General features: G+C 63.0%; 19 protein-coding genes. 15 read left to right on the forward strand and 4 right to left on the reverse strand.

What is annotated here, in order from left to right:
* The first annotated feature begins 12 nt into the window (after positions 1 to 12).
* The 5 genes from CFB17_RS04945 to pssA are packed head-to-tail and all read left to right on the forward strand — an operon-like array spanning position 13 to position 4040.
* Positions 13 to 477: a Crp/Fnr family transcriptional regulator gene (locus CFB17_RS04945; RefSeq protein ID WP_088560307.1), complete on the forward strand. Its 465-nt coding sequence runs from the start codon at positions 13 to 15 to the stop codon at positions 475 to 477.
* On the forward strand, positions 474 to 1694 hold the full coding sequence (locus tag CFB17_RS04950; protein ID WP_088560308.1) for an adenylate/guanylate cyclase domain-containing protein: 1221 nt from the start codon (positions 474 to 476) through the stop codon (positions 1692 to 1694). Before CFB17_RS04945 ends, CFB17_RS04950 begins: the two co-directional genes overlap by 4 nt.
* Positions 1691 to 2446, forward strand: a complete 756-nt coding sequence (locus CFB17_RS04955) for an FkbM family methyltransferase (RefSeq protein ID WP_088560309.1) — start codon at positions 1691 to 1693, stop codon at positions 2444 to 2446. The genes CFB17_RS04950 and CFB17_RS04955 overlap by 4 nt, the downstream gene beginning before the upstream one ends.
* Positions 2443 to 3147, forward strand: coding sequence for a phosphatidylserine decarboxylase (locus CFB17_RS04960; RefSeq protein ID WP_088560310.1), 705 nt, complete (start codon positions 2443 to 2445; stop codon positions 3145 to 3147). Before CFB17_RS04955 ends, CFB17_RS04960 begins: the two co-directional genes overlap by 4 nt.
* On the forward strand, positions 3147 to 4040 hold the full coding sequence (gene pssA / locus CFB17_RS04965; protein ID WP_088560311.1) for a CDP-diacylglycerol--serine O-phosphatidyltransferase: 894 nt from the start codon (positions 3147 to 3149) through the stop codon (positions 4038 to 4040). Before CFB17_RS04960 ends, pssA begins: the two co-directional genes overlap by 1 nt.
* Before the next feature lie 5 nt (positions 4041 to 4045).
* On the opposite strand, the gene CFB17_RS04970 is transcribed toward pssA, so the two are convergent.
* Positions 4046 to 4516, reverse strand: a complete 471-nt coding sequence (locus CFB17_RS04970) for a disulfide bond formation protein B (RefSeq protein ID WP_088560312.1) — start codon at positions 4514 to 4516, stop codon at positions 4046 to 4048.
* A 52-nt stretch (positions 4517 to 4568) separates the two neighbouring features.
* Positions 4569 to 5147, reverse strand: a complete 579-nt coding sequence (locus CFB17_RS04975; protein ID WP_088560313.1) for a YqaA family protein — start codon at positions 5145 to 5147, stop codon at positions 4569 to 4571.
* 331 nt (positions 5148 to 5478) lie between these two features.
* Here CFB17_RS04975 and CFB17_RS04980 point away from each other — a divergent pair, with 331 nt between their 5' ends.
* The 5 genes from CFB17_RS04980 to CFB17_RS05000 all read left to right on the forward strand — a co-directional run bounded on the left by CFB17_RS04980 (position 5479) and on the right by CFB17_RS05000 (position 10052).
* A complete protein-coding gene (locus CFB17_RS04980) occupies positions 5479 to 6222 on the forward strand; it encodes an MlaA family lipoprotein (RefSeq protein ID WP_165769430.1) in 744 nt (247 codons plus the stop codon).
* Positions 6209 to 6868 (forward strand): MlaC/ttg2D family ABC transporter substrate-binding protein, encoded by a 660-nt coding sequence (locus CFB17_RS04985; protein WP_165769431.1) that lies wholly within the window; start codon positions 6209 to 6211, stop codon positions 6866 to 6868. Before CFB17_RS04980 ends, CFB17_RS04985 begins: the two co-directional genes overlap by 14 nt.
* Positions 6869 to 7011: 143 nt before the next feature.
* Positions 7012 to 8694, forward strand: a complete 1683-nt coding sequence (gene ettA / locus CFB17_RS04990) for an energy-dependent translational throttle protein EttA (RefSeq protein ID WP_088560315.1) — start codon at positions 7012 to 7014, stop codon at positions 8692 to 8694.
* 296 nt (positions 8695 to 8990) lie between these two features.
* Positions 8991 to 9521 (forward strand): hypothetical protein, encoded by a 531-nt coding sequence (locus tag CFB17_RS04995; protein WP_133063841.1) that lies wholly within the window; start codon positions 8991 to 8993, stop codon positions 9519 to 9521.
* A 312-nt stretch (positions 9522 to 9833) separates the two neighbouring features.
* Entirely contained in the window at positions 9834 to 10052 is a 219-nt protein-coding gene (locus CFB17_RS05000; RefSeq protein ID WP_088560317.1) for a DUF1127 domain-containing protein, read from the forward strand.
* Positions 10053 to 10221: 169 nt separating this feature from the next.
* On the opposite strand, the gene CFB17_RS05005 is transcribed toward CFB17_RS05000, so the two are convergent.
* Together CFB17_RS05005 and CFB17_RS05010 are read right to left on the reverse strand one after the other, a co-directional pair.
* On the reverse strand, positions 10222 to 10644 hold the full coding sequence (locus CFB17_RS05005; RefSeq protein ID WP_165769432.1) for a cobalamin biosynthesis protein: 423 nt from the start codon (positions 10642 to 10644) through the stop codon (positions 10222 to 10224).
* 94 nt (positions 10645 to 10738) lie between these two features.
* On the reverse strand, positions 10739 to 12373 hold the full coding sequence (locus tag CFB17_RS05010; protein WP_207761942.1) for an alkaline phosphatase D family protein: 1635 nt from the start codon (positions 12371 to 12373) through the stop codon (positions 10739 to 10741).
* Positions 12374 to 12495: 122 nt separating this feature from the next.
* Between CFB17_RS05010 and CFB17_RS05015 the strand changes: the two genes are divergently transcribed.
* From CFB17_RS05015 to CFB17_RS05035, 5 genes are all read left to right on the forward strand, one after another.
* Entirely contained in the window at positions 12496 to 13809 is a 1314-nt protein-coding gene (locus tag CFB17_RS05015; protein WP_088560574.1) for a cobyrinate a,c-diamide synthase, read from the forward strand.
* A gap of 159 nt (positions 13810 to 13968) precedes the next feature.
* Positions 13969 to 14553, forward strand: a complete 585-nt coding sequence (locus CFB17_RS05020) for a nitroreductase family protein (RefSeq protein ID WP_088560319.1) — start codon at positions 13969 to 13971, stop codon at positions 14551 to 14553.
* A gap of 441 nt (positions 14554 to 14994) precedes the next feature.
* Positions 14995 to 15189: a hypothetical protein gene (locus CFB17_RS05025; protein WP_088560320.1), complete on the forward strand. Its 195-nt coding sequence runs from the start codon at positions 14995 to 14997 to the stop codon at positions 15187 to 15189.
* Positions 15190 to 15233: 44 nt separating this feature from the next.
* A complete protein-coding gene (locus tag CFB17_RS05030; protein ID WP_088560321.1) occupies positions 15234 to 16208 on the forward strand; it encodes a CobW family GTP-binding protein in 975 nt (324 codons plus the stop codon).
* A 48-nt stretch (positions 16209 to 16256) separates the two neighbouring features.
* The gene (locus tag CFB17_RS05035; protein ID WP_088560322.1) at positions 16257 to 16757 is read left to right on the forward strand and encodes a DUF1097 domain-containing protein; all 501 of its coding nucleotides are present in this window, start codon (positions 16257 to 16259) and stop codon (positions 16755 to 16757) included.
* Positions 16758 to 16760: the final 3 nt, after the last annotated feature.

Here is a 16760-nt window from a genome sequence, read left to right on the forward strand (position 1 = left end):
GAGGAGCCGCCGATGAGCCTGCAGCGTGATGTCGAGGTCCTGCGCGGCGTCCCTCTCTTTGCCAAGATCGAGCCCGCCAAGCTCAAACTGCTGGCATTCACCAGCGAGCATATCGAGTTCCTGGACGGCGAGGACATCTGCAAGGAGGGCGAACTGGGCGATGCCGCCTACATCCTCCTGGACGGTAAGGCGCTGGTCCAGGTGCTGACGGAGCAAGGCCGGGTCACGGTGGCGACGGTCAAGAAGAACGACATCGTGGGCGAGATTGCCATTCTTTGCGACGTTCCCCGCACCGCCACGGTGACGGCGGACGGCCGGGTCATGGCGCTACGCATCTCCAAGGACGGATTTTTCCACCTAGTTCAGCAATTCCCCCAGGTCGCGGTCGAAGTCATGCACGAGTTGGCGGCCCGCTTGCACCAGACGACCCAGCAGCTCATCCAAAGCGCGGCCGGCAAGGCCGCCAGTCGGTCATGATGACACCTCAGACTTCCTTACCGACGGGAATCTGGCCGACCCGTTCCAATCCTATCCTCGACTGGCTGATGCTGGAGAGTCGCGGCGAGCGGTTCCTCGACGTCATCTTCGCCGAACTCTGCCAGCGCCTGGTCGGGCTCGACATCCCGGTGGCTCGGGCGACCCTGCACGTGCGCACCCTGCATCCACAATATAGCGGTGCCAGCATGATCTGGCGCTCCGGCATGAACCAGGTCGAGATGCGGACCTTCGAGCACGCTGAACTCGAGGGGGCAGTCTACAATGCCAGCCCGGTCAAGGCGATCTACGAGGGTGCCGAAGGCTTTCGTCAGCGGCTGGATCGCCCCCTGCCCGAGGGTGCGCCGAACTATCCGATCTTCGACGATCTGCGCCAGCAGAACCTGAGCGACTATGTCGTCTGGCCGCTCGACTTCGTGGGCGGCCAGCGCCACGTGATGAGCCTTGCGACCGACCGCCCGGGCGGCTTTCACGGCGACGAATTGATGCTGATCGCCGATCTGATCCCGGCCATCGCCCTGGTGGCCGACATCCGGATCAAGAATCGAATCACTCGCACGCTGCTCGACACTTATGTGGGCGGCTACGCCTCGGAGGAAATCCTCAAAGGCGTCATTCGCCGCGGCAGCGGCATGACGGTGCGCGCGGTCATCACGGTCTGCGATCTGCGCGGCTTTACCGCCCTCTCCGAGCTCTGGCCGCGCGACGACGTGATCGCCATGTTGAACGATTATTTTGATGCCATGTGCGAGCCCGTCGAGCGGAATGGCGGCGAGATCCTCAAGTTCATCGGCGACGGGCTCTTGGCGATCTTTCCGATGCGCGATCCCGATGCCTGCGACGCCGCCCTGCGAGCAGCGATCGGCGCGAGGCGCAACATGGCGGCCCTCAACGCCAAGCGCCAAGAGCGCGGGCTGGCCCGGCTGGGCTACGGGCTGGCCGTCCATGTGGGCGACGTCATGTATGGCAATATCGGCTCGGCCAAGCGCCTGGACTTCACGGTCATCGGCCCGGCCGTCAACATCGCCTCGCGCCTCGAAGGCCTGAGCAAGACGGTGCATCGCGAGATCCTCTTCTCCGGTGCCTTCGTCAATACCTGTCCCTGCGGCGGCCTCGGCCTCGACTATGTGGGTCGCTATCCCCTTCGCGGCGTCGATGCCCCCATGGATGTCTGGGCGCTTCCCGAAACCAGCAAATGAGTGCTTTGTTCTCCACTCTGGCCGCCGCCATGGGTTACGATCTCGTGCCCCGGCGCAAGCAGCGGGACCGCTGGCGACAGCTCGAAGCCGGGCTCGAGCGCTTCGCCGTCGATGCCGTGATCGATATCGGCGCCAATCAGGGCCAGTTCGCGCACGCCTTGCGTCAGGGCGGCTGGGAAGGCCCGATCCTCTCGATCGAACCGCTGGCCGAACTGCACCCTATCCTCAGACGGACAATGCGGGGCGACAAAGCCTGGCAGGTCGCCCCGCCCATGGCGATCGGCGACAAGGACGGATCGGCGGTGATCGAGGTCTCGGCCGAAAGCGACATGAGCTCGCTTCGTGCCCGCAGCCCGCTCCTCGAGCGGTTATCGCCCTCCTCCGCCGTTAAGGAGCGCCGCGACGTGCCGCTCCGCCGGCTCGACCATCTGGACGAAATCGACCCGCGCTGGCAACGACTCTTCGTCAAGATCGACGTGCAGGGTGCCGAGGCGGCCGTCCTCGAAGGGCTGGAGGCGCTTTGGCCACGGATCGTCGGGCTGGAACTGGAGATGGCGCTTCTTCCGCTCTATGAAGGTGAGACGGACTGGCGGGTCATGACCGACAGGCTGGCGGCCCTGGGCTTCGAGCTTTATCTGCTCGTCCCGGGCTATTTCGAAAAGAAGCTCGCAAGGCAGGTACAGGTGGACGGTATTTTCTTCAGACAGGCCGCGGACCCCTCAACCGGTTCGACCGGAAGGTCTCTGCCATGAGTGCTGATCGCTCGGCGCTATCGACGGTGATGACGCCCATCCACAAGGCAGGGTGGCCCTTCATCGCCGGCGCCTTCGTGCTGGCCATCCTCCTGGGCTTCCTCTGGAAGCCGCTCTTTTGGCTGGGCCTGATCGCCACCGCCTGGTGCATCTATTTCTTCCGCGATCCTCGTCGCGTGACCCCCGACGATCCAATGCTGGTGACGAGCCCAGCCGACGGGCTGGTCCAGATGATACGCCTGCGCCGCCCGCCGCCGGAGATGGGGCTTGGCGATGAGAAACTGCTTTGCGTAAGCATTTTTCTCAACATTTTCGACGTGCACGTGAACCGCACGCCCGTGCCGGGCCGGCTTTTGACCCGCGCCTACCACCCGGGCAAGTTTCTGAACGCCGCCGCCGACAAGGCCTCGGAACTCAATGAGCGCCAGTCCTGGCTGATCGAGGCAGCCGACGGACGCAAGGTGGGCCTCGTCCAGATCGCCGGGTTCGTGGCGCGGCGTATCGTCAGCTTCGTCGAAGCTGGCGCCGTCCTCCTGCCGGGTGATCGAGTCGGGCTTATCCGCTTCGGCAGCCGCTGCGACGTCTATCTGCCGGACGGCGTCGAGCCGCTCGTCATCGAGGGACAAAAGGCGGTGGCGGGCGAGACGATCATCGCCCGGCTCGACGGCCAGCAGACCTGCTATCAAGGTCGGGAGACCTGATGTTGCGACGTAGTGCCAGGTTAAGGGAGCGGCGGCGATCGCTGCGTGCCCGGCCGCTTTTGCATCTGATCCCCAATATGATCACGATCCTTGGGCTCTGCCTTGGCTTGACGGCACTACGTTATGGCCTCGACGGGCGCTTCCAGATCGCCGTCGCTCTCATCCTGTTCTCGGCCGTGGTCGATGGCCTGGACGGCCGCTCGGCCCGCCTCCTCAAGATCACGAGCCGGCTGGGCGCGGAGCTCGACAGCCTCGTCGATTTCGTCGTCTTCGGCGTCGTGCCGGCGGTCTTGGTGTATCTCTGGTCGCTCGAGGACATGCGCAATGTCGGCTGGGGCGTGTCCATGCTATTTGCCACCTGCATGGCGCTGCGCCTGGCCCGCTTCAACAGCGAACTCGAGATGCCGGACCGGCCACGCTGGACGCTCTATTTCTTCACCGGCGTCCCGGCCCCGGCAGCGGCCATGCTCTTGCTTACCCCGATGATGGCCTCGTTCACCACGGGCGTCGGCTGGCCGCGCCATCCCGCGATCAACGCGATCCTGGCCATCTTCGTCGCCTTCATGATGGTGAGCCGGATCCCGACCTTTTCCTTAAAGCGCGTCCGCGTGAAGCCCGAATGGGTTTTGCCCGTCCTGATGCTGGGCGGCACGGCCCTGGTATTCCTCGTCACCGAGCCCTGGCTGGCCATGACCGTTTTTGGCGTCGGCTACATCCTCTCGATCCCAGTCGGCTGGTTCTTCGCCAACCGCATGCGCCGTCGCGAAGAGATGCCCTCCCACGACGAGGGAGGCATCGCTTCGGCCGCCGCAGCAATCGACAGGCAGGAGGATCGACCGCCTCTGTCCGATCGCATCATTGCCTGGACCGGACGAGGCTCACGACGATCCTGACCCACTCAGGATGTCTTCAGGGCGCCGATGAGGGCCAGTAGCGTGAGGCCAAGCGCCAAAAGCGCATTCCAGCTGGCAAGCGAAAGGCCGAGCCACACCGCCTTGACCTGATCGCAGGTGGGAGCAGCCGTCATAAGCTGAGCGCGGAGATCGTCGATCGTCTGCGCTTCCTGCCCGGCGATGCAACTGGCCGGCAGCGTGAAGAGCCCCTCTTCAACGCCCACATGGTAGGCGGCCAGGAGCGTTCCCGTCGCCATGGCGACGGCCACAAGCACCAGGGCCAGGCGCGGCTTGGAGGCAGCAGCACCGATGAAGGCGATGGCGGCTGCAGCCACATAAGGCCAACGCTCGAGGATGCAGAGATGACAGGGCTGGAGCCCGCCAGCATATTGCAGCACGAAGGCGGCGGCGATGGCCAGGACGGCCGCGGCACCGATCAGGAGGGCCAGGCGATAATGAATAAGAGCGCTGCGCATGAAAAGCGGGCCTCCGAATGTGGGAGACGCTCATACAGCGAACCAAAGGGCCTTACAAATAGCGTAGGCTGACAAATCCAACGACGATCAGGAGGGCGAAAACCGTGGTCACCAGGGTCAAGCGCGCCTCAATAAAAGTGCGGATCGGCGGCCCGTAGAACTTCAGAAGCGCCGCCACGATGAAAAAACGAAGCGCGCGCGTGATGCACGAGGCCAGTATGAACCAGGGCAGACTGAAATGGGCGATGCCTGATGCAATCGTGACCAACTTGTAGGGAATGGGTGTCAGGCCCTTGATCAGAATGATCCAGACCCCCCACCGCGCGTAGGCTGCCTGGAACTGGTCGAGCTTATCGGTCAGGCCGTAAAGATTGATGATCCAAGCGCCCACCGTCTCAAGGAGATAGTAACCGATCGCATAGCCAAAGAGGCCGCCCACGACGCTGGCCAGCGTCGCAATGAAGGCCAGCCGCCATGCTCGTTCTGGCCGAGCCAGAACCATGGGGACCATCATGGCATCGGGCGGAATCGGGAAGAAGGAGCTTTCGGCGAACGAAACGCCAGCTAGCACCCATTCGGCATTACGCCGGGCGGCAAGCCCGAGCGTCCAGTCGTAGAGGCGTCTGATCAATGAGCGAACCCTCGATCATGTTCGGGACCTTCGGCAAAAATCCGCCGCCCGTACATGAAAAAATGCCGGTATCAACATCGTCCCCGAATAAAGGACACCGGCGCCAAGGACAAGCATTGCGGCTATCTGCAGTTGGACGATGGCCGCAGTGCTAACTGCCAGCGATCGCTTGGCGGACCTTGCTCAAGGGCCCGTTCCACACTAGCTCTGTCGCGTCGCGCTCTGCCTCGCCGATCGGGCAGGTCCGCCTCGAACTCGCAACTGAGGTAGTTTTTTGATGCCATTGCCTGAACCGAGCACGTGGCCTTCTCGCAGTCTCAAGGCCGGCCTGATGGCCGCTTTGCTCCTCGTTCCAAGCGTTCTGCGCGCCCAGGAAGTGCAGATCGCCGATCCGATCGAGCCCGTCAACCGCGGCATTTTCGCCTTCAACACCTATCTGGATGGCCTAGTCCTGCGTCCCGCCTCCAAGGCCTATGACTTCGTCGTACCAGATGTGGGCAAGCAGGGTGTTCGCAACGTCCTCGACTACCTCCATACCCCCGTTGTACTCGTCAACGACCTCCTCCAGGGCGATACCGACGCGGCCGGCAACACGCTCGGCCGCTTCATGATCAACACGATCCTGGGGCTTGGGATCTTCGATGTGGCCAGCGAGGCCGGCTTCAAAAAGCACGACGCCGATTTCGGCCAGACCCTCGGGCGTTGGGGTGCCGGCAACGGCATCTATCTGGTTCTACCGGCCTTCGGCCCCTCGACGCTGCGCGATGCCGGCGGCCGGGCCGTCGACTCGCTGGTAATCGATCCGATCGGCACGCCGTTCTACCCGCCCGGCAGCGAGCTGCCATGGTGGGTGAAATTGTCCCGCACGGCGACGGATGCGATCGACACGCGCTTCCGCTATGGCGACACGCTGGAAGATCTCTACAATAACAGCCTCGATCCTTATGCGACGTTCAAGACCATCTATCTGCAAAGGCGCGCCGCGATCGTCCGCGGCGAGCAGGCCGATGCGACGCAGCAAAAAAGCTATGATGCCATCTTCCAGGATGACGGAGCCGACAATGGCGCCAAGTAATCTGCCGATCCGCCTCGGGAACCGCCGCGTCGTTCTCCAAGGACTTTTGGCAACGGCCCTCCTCCCGCTGCTCTTGAAGTTCAGCCCCTTTGCCATGGCACAGACGACCGATGGTGCCGAGGCGTTCGTGCAGAGTTTGGGCGACGAGGCGCTGAAGGTTCTCAAAAGCAACCAGTCGACCTCGGCCAAGATCGACCAGTTGAAGGGGCTCTTGACCCGTGCCGTCAATCTCGAGCTCGTCTCGCGGCTGGTGGCTGGCCGCTATTGGCGCGACATGAACGACGCTCAGCACGGCCAATTCGTCGACCTATTCCGCCAGCTTTCGATTAAGACCATGGCCGACAGCTTATCCAGCTATTCCGGCCAGACCTTCAAGGTGGCGGGCAGCCGTGCAGCCGATGATCGCGACACGGTCGTCTCGACCTTGATCATGCAACCAGGCGGCGCACAGCCTACCCATGTCGATTGGCGGGTACGCTCCTTGAACGGCCAGTACACGATTGTCGACATCGTGGCCGAGGGAGTGAGCCTCGTCGTCACCCAGCGCAACGAGGTCAACAGTATCGCCGGCAGCCAGGGTATCCCTGGCCTCCTGGCCGAGATGCAGCGGCGGTTACAAAGCAACGAGCCGCTTCGCGCCGGCTGAGCTCGGCCGCTTGTCGCGAACGGTGGCGCGCCCGGTCGCCGGGCGTTCCACCCGAGCCCGGGTTTTGATAGAAGCGCCGCCAATATCGGTCCCAGCCGGACCGCTTTCTCCCATTTTGCTGGCACGATGCCAGGGAGCTGCTGATGGCCTCCTATCAATATATCTACGTGATGAAGAACCTCTCCAAGTCCTATCCGGGCGGCAAGGAGGTGATGAAGAACGTCACGCTGGCCTTCCTTCCAGGAGCCAAGATCGGCGTGCTCGGCGTCAATGGTGCCGGCAAGTCGACGCTCCTTAAGATCATGGCCGGTCGCGAGACCGAGTTTCTGGGCGAGGCGTTCGCGGCCGAGGGGGCCAAGGTCGGCTATCTGGAGCAGGAGCCGTATCTTGATCCAGAGAAGGATGTGCTTGGAAACGTCATGGAGGGCGTGGCCGAGACCAAGGCCCTCCTCGACCGCTTCGACGAGGTCAGCGCCCGCTTCGGCGAGCCGCTCGACGACGACGAGATGAACGATCTTCTGGCCGAGCAGGCCGAGTTGCAGGAGAAGATCGACGCCTGCAACGGCTGGGAGCTGCAGCGGACGCTCGACATGGCGATGGACGCGCTACGCTGCCCGCCGCCAGATTCGGACGTCACCAAGCTCTCGGGCGGTGAACGCCGCCGGGTAGCTCTTTGCCGGCTCCTTCTTTCGCAGCCCGACCTTCTCCTCCTGGATGAGCCGACCAACCATCTGGACGCCGAATCGGTGGCTTGGCTGGAGCGCTTCCTCAAAGACTATAAGGGTACCGTGGTTGCGATCACTCATGATCGCTACTTCCTGGACAATGTCGCCGGCTGGATCCTCGAACTCGACCGTGGCCGCGGCATTCCCTTCGAGGGCAATTATTCGGGCTGGCTCGAGCAGAAGCGCAAGCGCCTGGAGCAAGAGGCCTCGGAGGACAAGGCAAGGCAGCGTACGCTCGCACGTGAGGCCGAATGGATCGGCCAGAGTGCCCGCGGTCGTCAGGCGAAGCAGAAGGCGCGTATCACCGCCTATGAGGATCTCCTGCAGCAGGCGCAGAACCTCCAGGTGGGCACCGCCCAGATCATCATTCCAGCCGGCCCCCGCCTTGGCGCCAACGTTATCGATGCCGAGGGGCTGACCAAGGCTTTTGGCGACCGGCTGCTGATCGACGATCTCACCTTCAAGCTGCCGCCTGGCGCCATCGTCGGCGTGATCGGCGCCAACGGCGCCGGCAAGTCGACGCTCTTTCGCATGATCACCGGCCAGGAGAAGCCCGACAGCGGCACGATCACCATCGGGGACACCGTGACGCTCGGCTATGTCGACCAGAGCCGCGACAGCTTGAACCCCAACAAGAACGTCTGGGAGGAGGTCAGCGAGGGCAAGGAGATCATTGAGCTCGGCAAGTCGACGATCAACAGTCGCGCCTACGTCTCTGCCTTCAATTTCAAGGGACCGGATCAGCAGAAGAAGGTGGGCCAGCTCTCGGGCGGCGAGCGCAACCGCGTCCACCTGGCCAAGCTTTTAAAGTCCGGAGCCAACGTCATCCTCCTTGATGAGCCCACCAATGATCTCGACGTCGACACGCTGCGCGCGCTTGAGGATGCGCTGCTCGACTTTGCCGGCTGTGCCGTCGTCATCAGCCATGATCGCTGGTTCCTCGATCGGATCGCCACCCACATCCTCTCCTTTGAGGGCGATAGCCAAGTCGTCTGGTTCGAGGGCAATTATCAAGATTACGACGCCGATCGGAAGCGCCGGCTCGGCCATGACGCCGACCAACCGCACCGCATCAAGTACAAGCCGCTCCGTGTCGCCTGAGGCCGACGGCGCAAAGATCGTCGATTTCGCGTCGTGCGGCGGCGCAACGGTCCTGGCCCGGCAGTTTCACACGTGCCCGGTCGGCGACTTCGCCCATGTCCGGTCCCGCAGCTTTGCAGAGGTGCTTTCTGCAACAACGCGGCGCTCTCCTCTCCCGCCCCCCTTCTCCTTGGGGTGCGGGAGCGCTAGAGCCTTTGGATAGGCGCTCCCGCACCGACACCGACGGAGTGCCCGGCTGGACCTAGCCGGTCTGGTTTAAGCAAGGACGCCTGGCGTCAATGGTTGGAGAAGCATCGATGCCCCTTGGCAAACCCGGCCGTCTCATTCCCAGCCTAGCCTGTCTGCTGGCCCTCTCGGCCTGCGCCGAACCCTTCGTCTATCAGAGCCCCGACAGCGCCGCGCCGACTTTGAGCGGTACGGCCTCGCTCGCCCCCTCTGCCCCTCCACCGGCCAATGCAGGTGCGGCCGAAGGCGGCATTGCCGCCGCATCGGCGGCCACGGCCGAGCGCTGCCCACCCCTGGACTTCAAGCTTAGCATCGCTAGTGGCGGCACCATCGCCGGCGACGTCAGCGGCGCCCAGGGACATTATTACGCCTCGGGCGAGCTCTACGAAAACGGCAACATCCTGGTCCAGCTCTGGAAACCCACCTACTGGCCGAATGGCCCAGACCAGGCACCTGGCGAGAAGCCGTTCGCCGTCTGGCGCGGCACCGTAGCCGACCAGCAGGTGCGCCTCTACGAACAGCCCCCCGCGACCTGCCGCCGCAGCCTTGCGGTGCCGGCTGGCGAAATCGACGCGGCAGCGATCACCCGCGCGCCGCAATAGGTCTTCAGGCCGCCAAGAGGGGCTGGCGCCTTCGGGCACCGGCCCTTTTTTTTCGCCCGCGCCCGGAAAAGCCCGTGCTCAAAAAATCGCCACTGGATGGTCCTTGAGCAGCGCCCCCCACTTTGTTGCACCCGCGTGCTTCTTTGCTAACAAATCACCACAAAACACCCGGTTTTACTGCATTTCCCGGCAATGGAGGAATGCTTAAACGCAGCTTCTCAGCGGGCGTGCAAAACTCGATATACCCACTCGTGAAACACATCTGCTCAGCCAATCGGCAAGCAGCACATCTTTTAGACTTAGGAGTTCACCATGGCTGCCCAGATCGTGCGCCCGTCGCATGCGGCCACCCAGGAGCGGGGCTTTCTCGCCTCGATTTTCGGACGCTTCACCGGCTCGTTCGCCGAATATCGTCGCTTCAACCGCACGCGTAATGAGCTGGATTCGCTCACAGACCGCGAGCTCGCCGATATCGGCCTCAACCGTGCCGACATCGACAACGTCGCCTGGCGCTGCGCGCATCGTCGCTGATGAGGCAACGCTACTGAAGAGACCGCAGCCGTAGAGGCGGGCGGTTGATGCCCTGGCAGCGATGCCGGACGTAGCGTCCCTCCCAGCCGACGGCTCCTCCCTCGACGGTAGCTTCTGGCTTTTCATCGACAGACAAGCGCCCGGTACCAATGGTACCGGGCGCTTTTTGTCAGTTTCGGGGCCCGGAACTGAACCCGTCCTCAGGGTCGATTCCATCCCCATGGGCCAGGGCACAGGTCAGATGCGACGCCCGCCGCTTACCGACCAGGAGCAGCGCCCCCCTACCGGCCGCTTCGAGCGCCGCCGCCTCGGCAACGCTGGCAACGCCCACCAGCTCTTCCACCCGCATCGAGGGTGTGGGCACCCTTGCGCCCGCCAGTCGCTCGGCCGGATAGCCCAGCAGCGGACAATCCAAGGCCATCGCCAAGGCGCGCAATGCCGGATGACCGATCCGGCGCTCGAGGGAGACGATGCTGGCGAGTTCGGCCGCCTTTCGCTCCCCCTCGTCCAGCACCGCCAGAGCGAGCGCCAAGAGTGCCTGGGCATCAGCCCCGCTCGAGAGCCCGACGCCCAAGATCAACCTTTCGCCCACCTCGCTCATCCGCCTTTTTGACCAGCCAGCTCGGACGCCCCGGTATTCGGGGCTCAGAAAAAGGCCGCGCCTTGCAGATAATCCGAGGCTGGGCTCAGACGCTAGGCTCCAGCTCCTTGGTGAACAAGGTGGCACCGTTCAGGTCCTTGAGGCGCACGGTCATGACCTCGCTCTCGCCATCGATCGTCACTTCGCCAAAGAACTGCATGCCGGCGGCGGGCGAGAGGCTTTGCTGCCCTGGGGGCGGCGCCTTCATGTAGACCACCTGTGGTCCGAACGTGTTGTCGAGCTGGTTCGGGCCGAACGTACCGGCATTCAAGGGGCCGGAGACAAATTCCCAGAACGGCAGAAAATCCTGGAACGCCGCTTTGTCTGGGTCATAGTAATGCGCGGCCGTGTAGTGGACATCGGCCGTCAGCCAGACCGTGTTCCGGATCTGATTGTCGCGGATAAAGCGAAGAATGTCGGCCACCTCCAGTTCGCGACCCTTGGGCGCTCCGTTATCGCCGTTCGCCCAGGCTTCCGTGCCCTTGCTGTTGACGGCATCGTCCCACACGCAAAGCCCGATCGGCATGTCGCAGGCGATGACCTTCCATGTGGCGTTGGAAGCCAAGAGGCGCTGCTTCAGCCAGCGGATCTGCGCTTCGCCGAGACAGCGCGTCTCCGGCGACATCTCGGTCTGCAACCCGTCCGTATCGTTGCGGCCGCGATAGGGCCGCATGTCGATGCGCATCACCTCGAGCGAGGGGCCATAGGCGAAGTTCTGGTAGATCCGCTGCGGATCCAGCGGATGGCGACGCACGGGATAATAATCGAAGAACGCATTCATTGCCTGAGGTGCGAGCACTGAAACGCGCGTCTCGTTTCGGTAGAGCTTGTTGGTATCCAGCCGCTTCTCCCAGAACCAGTTATTCGTAACCTCGTGATCGTCCCACTGGATGAAGCTGGCCGTCCTGGCATTGAACGCGCGCACATTCTCGTCCAGCAGATTATAGGCGTGGGCACCTCGATACTCGGCCAGATTCTCAGCCGCCTTCGACTTTGCCTCGGTGACGATGTTCTTCCAGATCGTGCCGTCCGGCAGCCTGACTTCCGCAGCGAGCGGCCCGTCCGCGTAGATCGTATCGCCCGAATGGATGAAAAAATCTGGGTCGGCCTCGAGCATGGTCTTATAGATCTTGATCCCGCCCATCTCGGGATTGATGCCCCAGCCCTGCCCGACCATGTCGCCCGACCAGGTGAACTTGATGTCGCGGCGGCCTGCAGGCGGCGTCTTGAAGCTGCCTTTGACTGGCACGCTGTTCGTCTTGAGATCGGCGAAATCGGTGAACGTCACCTCGTAGAAGATCGTCTGGCCGGCAGGCAGGCCATCGACATCGATCTTGCCGGAGAAATCCGTGTCGGCCAGGACGTTCAAGAACGGCAACTCGCGGGCATTCTTCATGCTCTCGACGGTCGACCAGCGCACGCTCATCCGTGCCGGCCGGTCGGACCGCGCCCAGAGCATGGCCCGGTCGCCCAGGACGTCACCAGCCTGCACGCCCGATGGCAGCTGCGGCCGCATCGAATCCGACGTCACGATGGCCGGCGCCGCAACCGTTCCCGCTGCCATTGCTTTGAGCGGCTGCCCCATCGCCAGGGCCGTGCCCATCACTGCTGAACCGCGAATGAGCGAACGGCGGGAGAAAGCGGGCCCGCTGGCTGATGCGGGAAAATGTAGCTTGGGCATCGTCTCGATCCTCGAACAGGAAGGTTGCGACGCTTCCGCTAGGCCCCCTTTGTGACACGCCTGTGGCGAACCTGCCCCTGATGTTCCTTGTGCCGCTCCGCAAGCCTTGCCAAAAGGCTGCCATGAGCGCTGCCGGCTTCATCCTCTCCGCACCCGCCACGGGCAGCGGCAAGACCGTCCTGGCGATGGGCCTCATGCGGGCCTTTCGCCGTCGCGGCCTCGATGTCGGCAGCTTCAAGGTCGGTCCCGACTATATCGACCCCGCCTTCCATCGCCTCGCCAGCGGGCATGCCAGCCGCAATCTTGATGCCTGGTCGATGCGGCTCGAAACGCTGGCCTCCTTGTCCTCGACGATCTTCTCGACGCATGAACTCGTCATCGGCGAAGGCGTCATGGGCCTCTTCGATGCGGCGGCCGACGGAACCGGTTCGACCGGCGACCTCGCCGCCCTTCTCGACCTGCCCGTCATCCTCGTCATCGATGTCGGCTCCATGGGCGCCTCGATCGCGGCCCTTGCCAGCGGTTTCATCCGCCATCGCCAGGATGTCGAGGTAGCTGGCCTCATCCTCAACCGTGTCGCCTCGGCGCGTCATGCGGCCATGCTGACCGAGGCCTGCGGCGATCACCTCGAGACTCCCGTCCTCGGCTGGATCGGTCGCGAGGCCGACCTTGCCCTGCCCAGCCGCCATCTGGGCCTGATCCAGGCACGTGAGCAGACTAGGATCGAGCAGGTCATCGAGCGGGCGGCCGAGATCGTGGCCGAAAGGCTCGATCTCGACCGTCTCCTCAGTCTGGCACGACCCTCCGCCCTCGACGCCCTCCACCTCGGCACCTGCCCGTTGCCGCCTCTCGGCCAGCACATCGCCGTGGCCGAGGACGTTGCCTTCGCCTTTCACTATCAGACGACGCTCGAGGGCTGGCGCCAGGCGGGTGCCGAGGTCAGCTTCTTCTCCCCCTTGGCGGACGAGCCCCCCGCCTCGCATGCCGATGCCATTTTCCTGCCGGGAGGCTATCCCGAACTGCATGCCGGAAGACTTGCCAGCGCCAGCCGCTTCAAGGCCGGCCTCGCGGCGCGGGCGGCAGAGGGTGCAGCCATTCTGGGCGAGTGCGGCGGCTTCATGGTGCTGGGGCAAGGCCTGATCGATGCCGACGGCAGGCGGCATGAGATGGCGGGCCTCCTGCCGACCGAGACGAGCTTTGCCGCACGACAGTTGCATCTGGGCTATCGCCGGATCAGGCTCTGCGGCCCATCCTGCCTCGGGCCCGCCGGGACCCGCCTGCGCGGCCATGAATTCCACTACGCGACACTCTGCCGCAACGACGCCGCGCCGCTCCTGCAGATGACCGATGCACGAGGTGATCACGCGCGATTCGAGGGCGCTCTTCAAGGCAGGATCGCCGGGACCTTCGCCCATATCGTGGACCGCGCATCTTGAATTCGACAGATGGCCGGCATGAATGCCAGCCGCTTGCGAAGCGACCAGTCCTGACGCAAATTCCGCCATCTTTGCTGCACCGCCGCGCGACGCGGCACCGGCGCCGCCTTTATCCAATGCGGCGCCGGGTGCAGTCGCCACCCGAGAAGGAGATCTCGCATGCCCATCAATCCGCTCGAGTACCGCAAGGCCGACCATCCCATCGACGAGCAGTTCCTGCGTCGCTGGTCGCCACGCGCGATGTCGGGCGAGAGCCTGACGGATGCCGAGATCAAGATCTTGTTCGAGGCCGCGCGCTGGGCGCCTTCCGCCTATAATGAGCAGCCTTGGGTATTTCTCTATGCCAAGCGCGACACGCCGCATTGGGATTCGTTCTTCAATCTCCTGATCCCGTTCAACCAGGGCTGGGCCAAGGATGCGGCCATGCTGGTCGTGGTCACGGCGCGCATGAACCTCAAGAAGAACGCCACGCCCAACGCGGCGCATCTCTTCGATACCGGCGCTGCCTGGGAGAACCTTGCTTTGCAGGCCTCCAAAATGGGGCTGGTCGCGCACGGCATGACGGGCATCAAGCTGGACGAAGTGAAGCCCACCTTGAAGATCCCCGCCGACCACGCGGTGGCAGCGATGATCGCCATCGGTCGTCCCGGCGATCCGGCCACGCTGCCCGATGGCCTGCGCGAGCGCGAGTTGCCGAACGACCGCCTGCCGCTCTCGGAGATCATCCGCGAAGGCGGCTACTGAGCCCCGCGGCGGCGCTTGCCCCGTTCTTGATGGGAGAGGTGGCCGCCATCTCGCCCCATTTCCTTGAAGAGCCGCGCCGTGCCGACCGGAATTATCTAAGACGATCCATCCAGGCTCGCATTCCGGTCGCCTGACCTTGATGACAGGCCACACAACCTGCGGCGCACGAATCTGGAATACGCCACCGAAGAGGCGCAGTCGGCAGCTCTTCGTGCGAGGCCGAGTGCGCGGGTCATCCCCGAATTCATCCACGTCGCGTGATAATGTCGGCCAGGCACTTCGGCAGCCCGCCATTCGGAGCTGGGCCGTCCAAAAAACCTCAATGCCGGTTAACCGCCAGACTTCGCCGGAATCGCCGAGCGTTTCCCTCGACTTTACATGGCGGATGCTTCATTTTATTAGCCGTCTACAAATAATGCACAAGAAGTTTAATTTTTGTGCATGACGATTGATTTTGAAGCAAATAACGAACGCGTTGGATTTTTGGCGGTTTTTGCTACTCATTTGGCCGATTCTGTACTCCCCATCGCTATTGTGTATCAGGCTGTTTTTCCCGGTAATGCCCTTCAGGCAAGCATGACTGCAAGCTCAGATCAGTACTCAAGGATCAAGGGCCAGCTCTTCCTCGCGGTGTGAATTCGCGGGTGACCCAGAGATGGCTGAGCCGCGCCGGGTGAACGATGATCAAGTTAAAGACGACGATAATCACCGGCTTTTTGGGGTCCGGTAAAACTACTCTCCTCAATCGGATACTTTCCGAGGCCGAGGGCACGCGGATAGCCGTCATCGTCAACGAGTACGGCGAGGTTGGTATTGACGGTCAACTTGTCCTCGAGACGCAGGACGATGTCGTCGAACTGAACAATGGCTGCATCTGTTGCACGGTTCGCGAGGATCTCATCGCCGCCATCCGCGGTCTCCTGGATTCCGGACGCCCGATCGACCGTTTCATCATCGAAACCTCCGGGCTCGCGGACCCGGCACCGGTCATCCAATCGTTTGTTCTCGACGAGTGGCTGGCTTCAAGGCTGGAATTGGATGCGATCGTCACGGTCGTGGACGCGAACCATATCACGCAACATTTATCGCAGGAGGAGGCGGCCGAGCAGATCAGCTTCGCCGATGTCCTTCTTCTCAACAAGACCGACCTCGCGGACGACGCTCATCTCGATGCGATCGAGAGCGACCTGCGCATGCGCAATCCACTTGCACGGATCCATCGCACCAAGTCTTGCGACATAGCGCTTCGCCACGTGATGAACGTCAACGCCTTCGATTTGAAAAACATCCTGACGATCGATCCGCAAATCCTCCAGGAGCATGACCACGAACACGACCAGTCGATCGGCTGCGTCGCGATTCGCGCGTTCGACCCGGTCGACCCGCAAGCCTTGAATGGCTGGCTCAACCGCCTGGTGCAGGACATCGGGACCGATCTCCTGCGCATGAAGGGCGTGCTCAGCTTTGCAGACGAGGCTCGCAGATACGTCTTCCACGGCGTCCACATGACGCTCGAAGGTCGGCCCGGAAAGATCTGGCAGCCATCCGAAAGACGAAAAAGCGATATCGTCTTCATTGGGCGCAATCTCGACGAAACGACGTTGCGCGCCGGCTTTGAAGGTTGCTTGGCCGAACGTCGTGCACTTGTCTCCTGATCTTTTTCAACACGCATTAAGTCCATAGATTCACATGGGGACAAGCTCATGCATCCGCGACTTGCCGCAATGGTCAGCTTGGGCGTTCTCGGCGCCATCGACACCTATATAACTGCGACTATCTTTCCCGTTCCGGTCTGGGTCACCTTCATCGCGTGGGCGTCTTTCTACGCCTGCGGCGGCGGTCAAGAGGGCCTTGTAAAAAGCGTAGCCCGGAATTGGACGGGCATTATCATCGCCTCGATCACCCTCCTCATCATCCAATTCGGGCCGACGCATCCGCTGTTTGCCGCCATCCTGGTCGGACTTGGCACCTCGGCCATGGTCTTGGCAGCCGGCATTAAGCTGCTGGATTTTCCACCCGCCATCGTGTTCGGCTTCGCATCCCTTGTGGGCACCACCGCAGCTACCGACACGACGGTCGTCACGCCCGGCATCAACCATCCTACCCTGGTTGCCATGGCGGCCATGCTGCTGGGCGGCATATTCGGCCTGCTCTCGGAGATCGGCACCTCGCTGCTCACCGCCAAAAAGTTGGCCGCCGCCTGACCT

Source organism: Arboricoccus pini, assembly GCF_900187945.1.
Lineage (GTDB): Bacteria > Pseudomonadota > Alphaproteobacteria > Geminicoccales > Geminicoccaceae > Arboricoccus > Arboricoccus pini.

What these genes read in the sequence shown, in the direction of transcription:
- CFB17_RS04945 (WP_088560307.1), top strand. Translation starts at nt 13, where the DNA reads ATGAGCCTGCAGCGTGATGTCGAGGTCCTGCGCGGCGTCCCTCTCTTT.
- CFB17_RS04950 (WP_088560308.1), top strand. Translation starts at nt 474, where the DNA reads ATGATGACACCTCAGACTTCCTTACCGACGGGAATCTGGCCGACCCGT.
- CFB17_RS04955 (WP_088560309.1), top strand. Translation starts at nt 1,691, where the DNA reads ATGAGTGCTTTGTTCTCCACTCTGGCCGCCGCCATGGGTTACGATCTC.
- CFB17_RS04960 (WP_088560310.1), top strand. Translation starts at nt 2,443, where the DNA reads ATGAGTGCTGATCGCTCGGCGCTATCGACGGTGATGACGCCCATCCAC.
- pssA (WP_088560311.1), top strand. Translation starts at nt 3,147, where the DNA reads ATGTTGCGACGTAGTGCCAGGTTAAGGGAGCGGCGGCGATCGCTGCGT.
- CFB17_RS04970 (WP_088560312.1), bottom strand. Translation starts at nt 4,516, where the DNA reads ATGCGCAGCGCTCTTATTCATTATCGCCTGGCCCTCCTGATCGGTGCC.
- CFB17_RS04980 (WP_165769430.1), top strand. Translation starts at nt 5,479, where the DNA reads ATGGCCGCTTTGCTCCTCGTTCCAAGCGTTCTGCGCGCCCAGGAAGTG.
- CFB17_RS04985 (WP_165769431.1), top strand. Translation starts at nt 6,209, where the DNA reads ATGGCGCCAAGTAATCTGCCGATCCGCCTCGGGAACCGCCGCGTCGTT.
- ettA (WP_088560315.1), top strand. Translation starts at nt 7,012, where the DNA reads ATGGCCTCCTATCAATATATCTACGTGATGAAGAACCTCTCCAAGTCC.
- CFB17_RS04995 (WP_133063841.1), top strand. Translation starts at nt 8,991, where the DNA reads ATGCCCCTTGGCAAACCCGGCCGTCTCATTCCCAGCCTAGCCTGTCTG.
- CFB17_RS05000 (WP_088560317.1), top strand. Translation starts at nt 9,834, where the DNA reads ATGGCTGCCCAGATCGTGCGCCCGTCGCATGCGGCCACCCAGGAGCGG.
- CFB17_RS05010 (WP_207761942.1), bottom strand. Translation starts at nt 12,373, where the DNA reads ATGCCCAAGCTACATTTTCCCGCATCAGCCAGCGGGCCCGCTTTCTCC.
- CFB17_RS05015 (WP_088560574.1), top strand. Translation starts at nt 12,496, where the DNA reads ATGAGCGCTGCCGGCTTCATCCTCTCCGCACCCGCCACGGGCAGCGGC.
- CFB17_RS05020 (WP_088560319.1), top strand. Translation starts at nt 13,969, where the DNA reads ATGCCCATCAATCCGCTCGAGTACCGCAAGGCCGACCATCCCATCGAC.
- CFB17_RS05025 (WP_088560320.1), top strand. Translation starts at nt 14,995, where the DNA reads ATGACGATTGATTTTGAAGCAAATAACGAACGCGTTGGATTTTTGGCG.
- CFB17_RS05030 (WP_088560321.1), top strand. Translation starts at nt 15,234, where the DNA reads ATGATCAAGTTAAAGACGACGATAATCACCGGCTTTTTGGGGTCCGGT.
- CFB17_RS05035 (WP_088560322.1), top strand. Translation starts at nt 16,257, where the DNA reads ATGCATCCGCGACTTGCCGCAATGGTCAGCTTGGGCGTTCTCGGCGCC.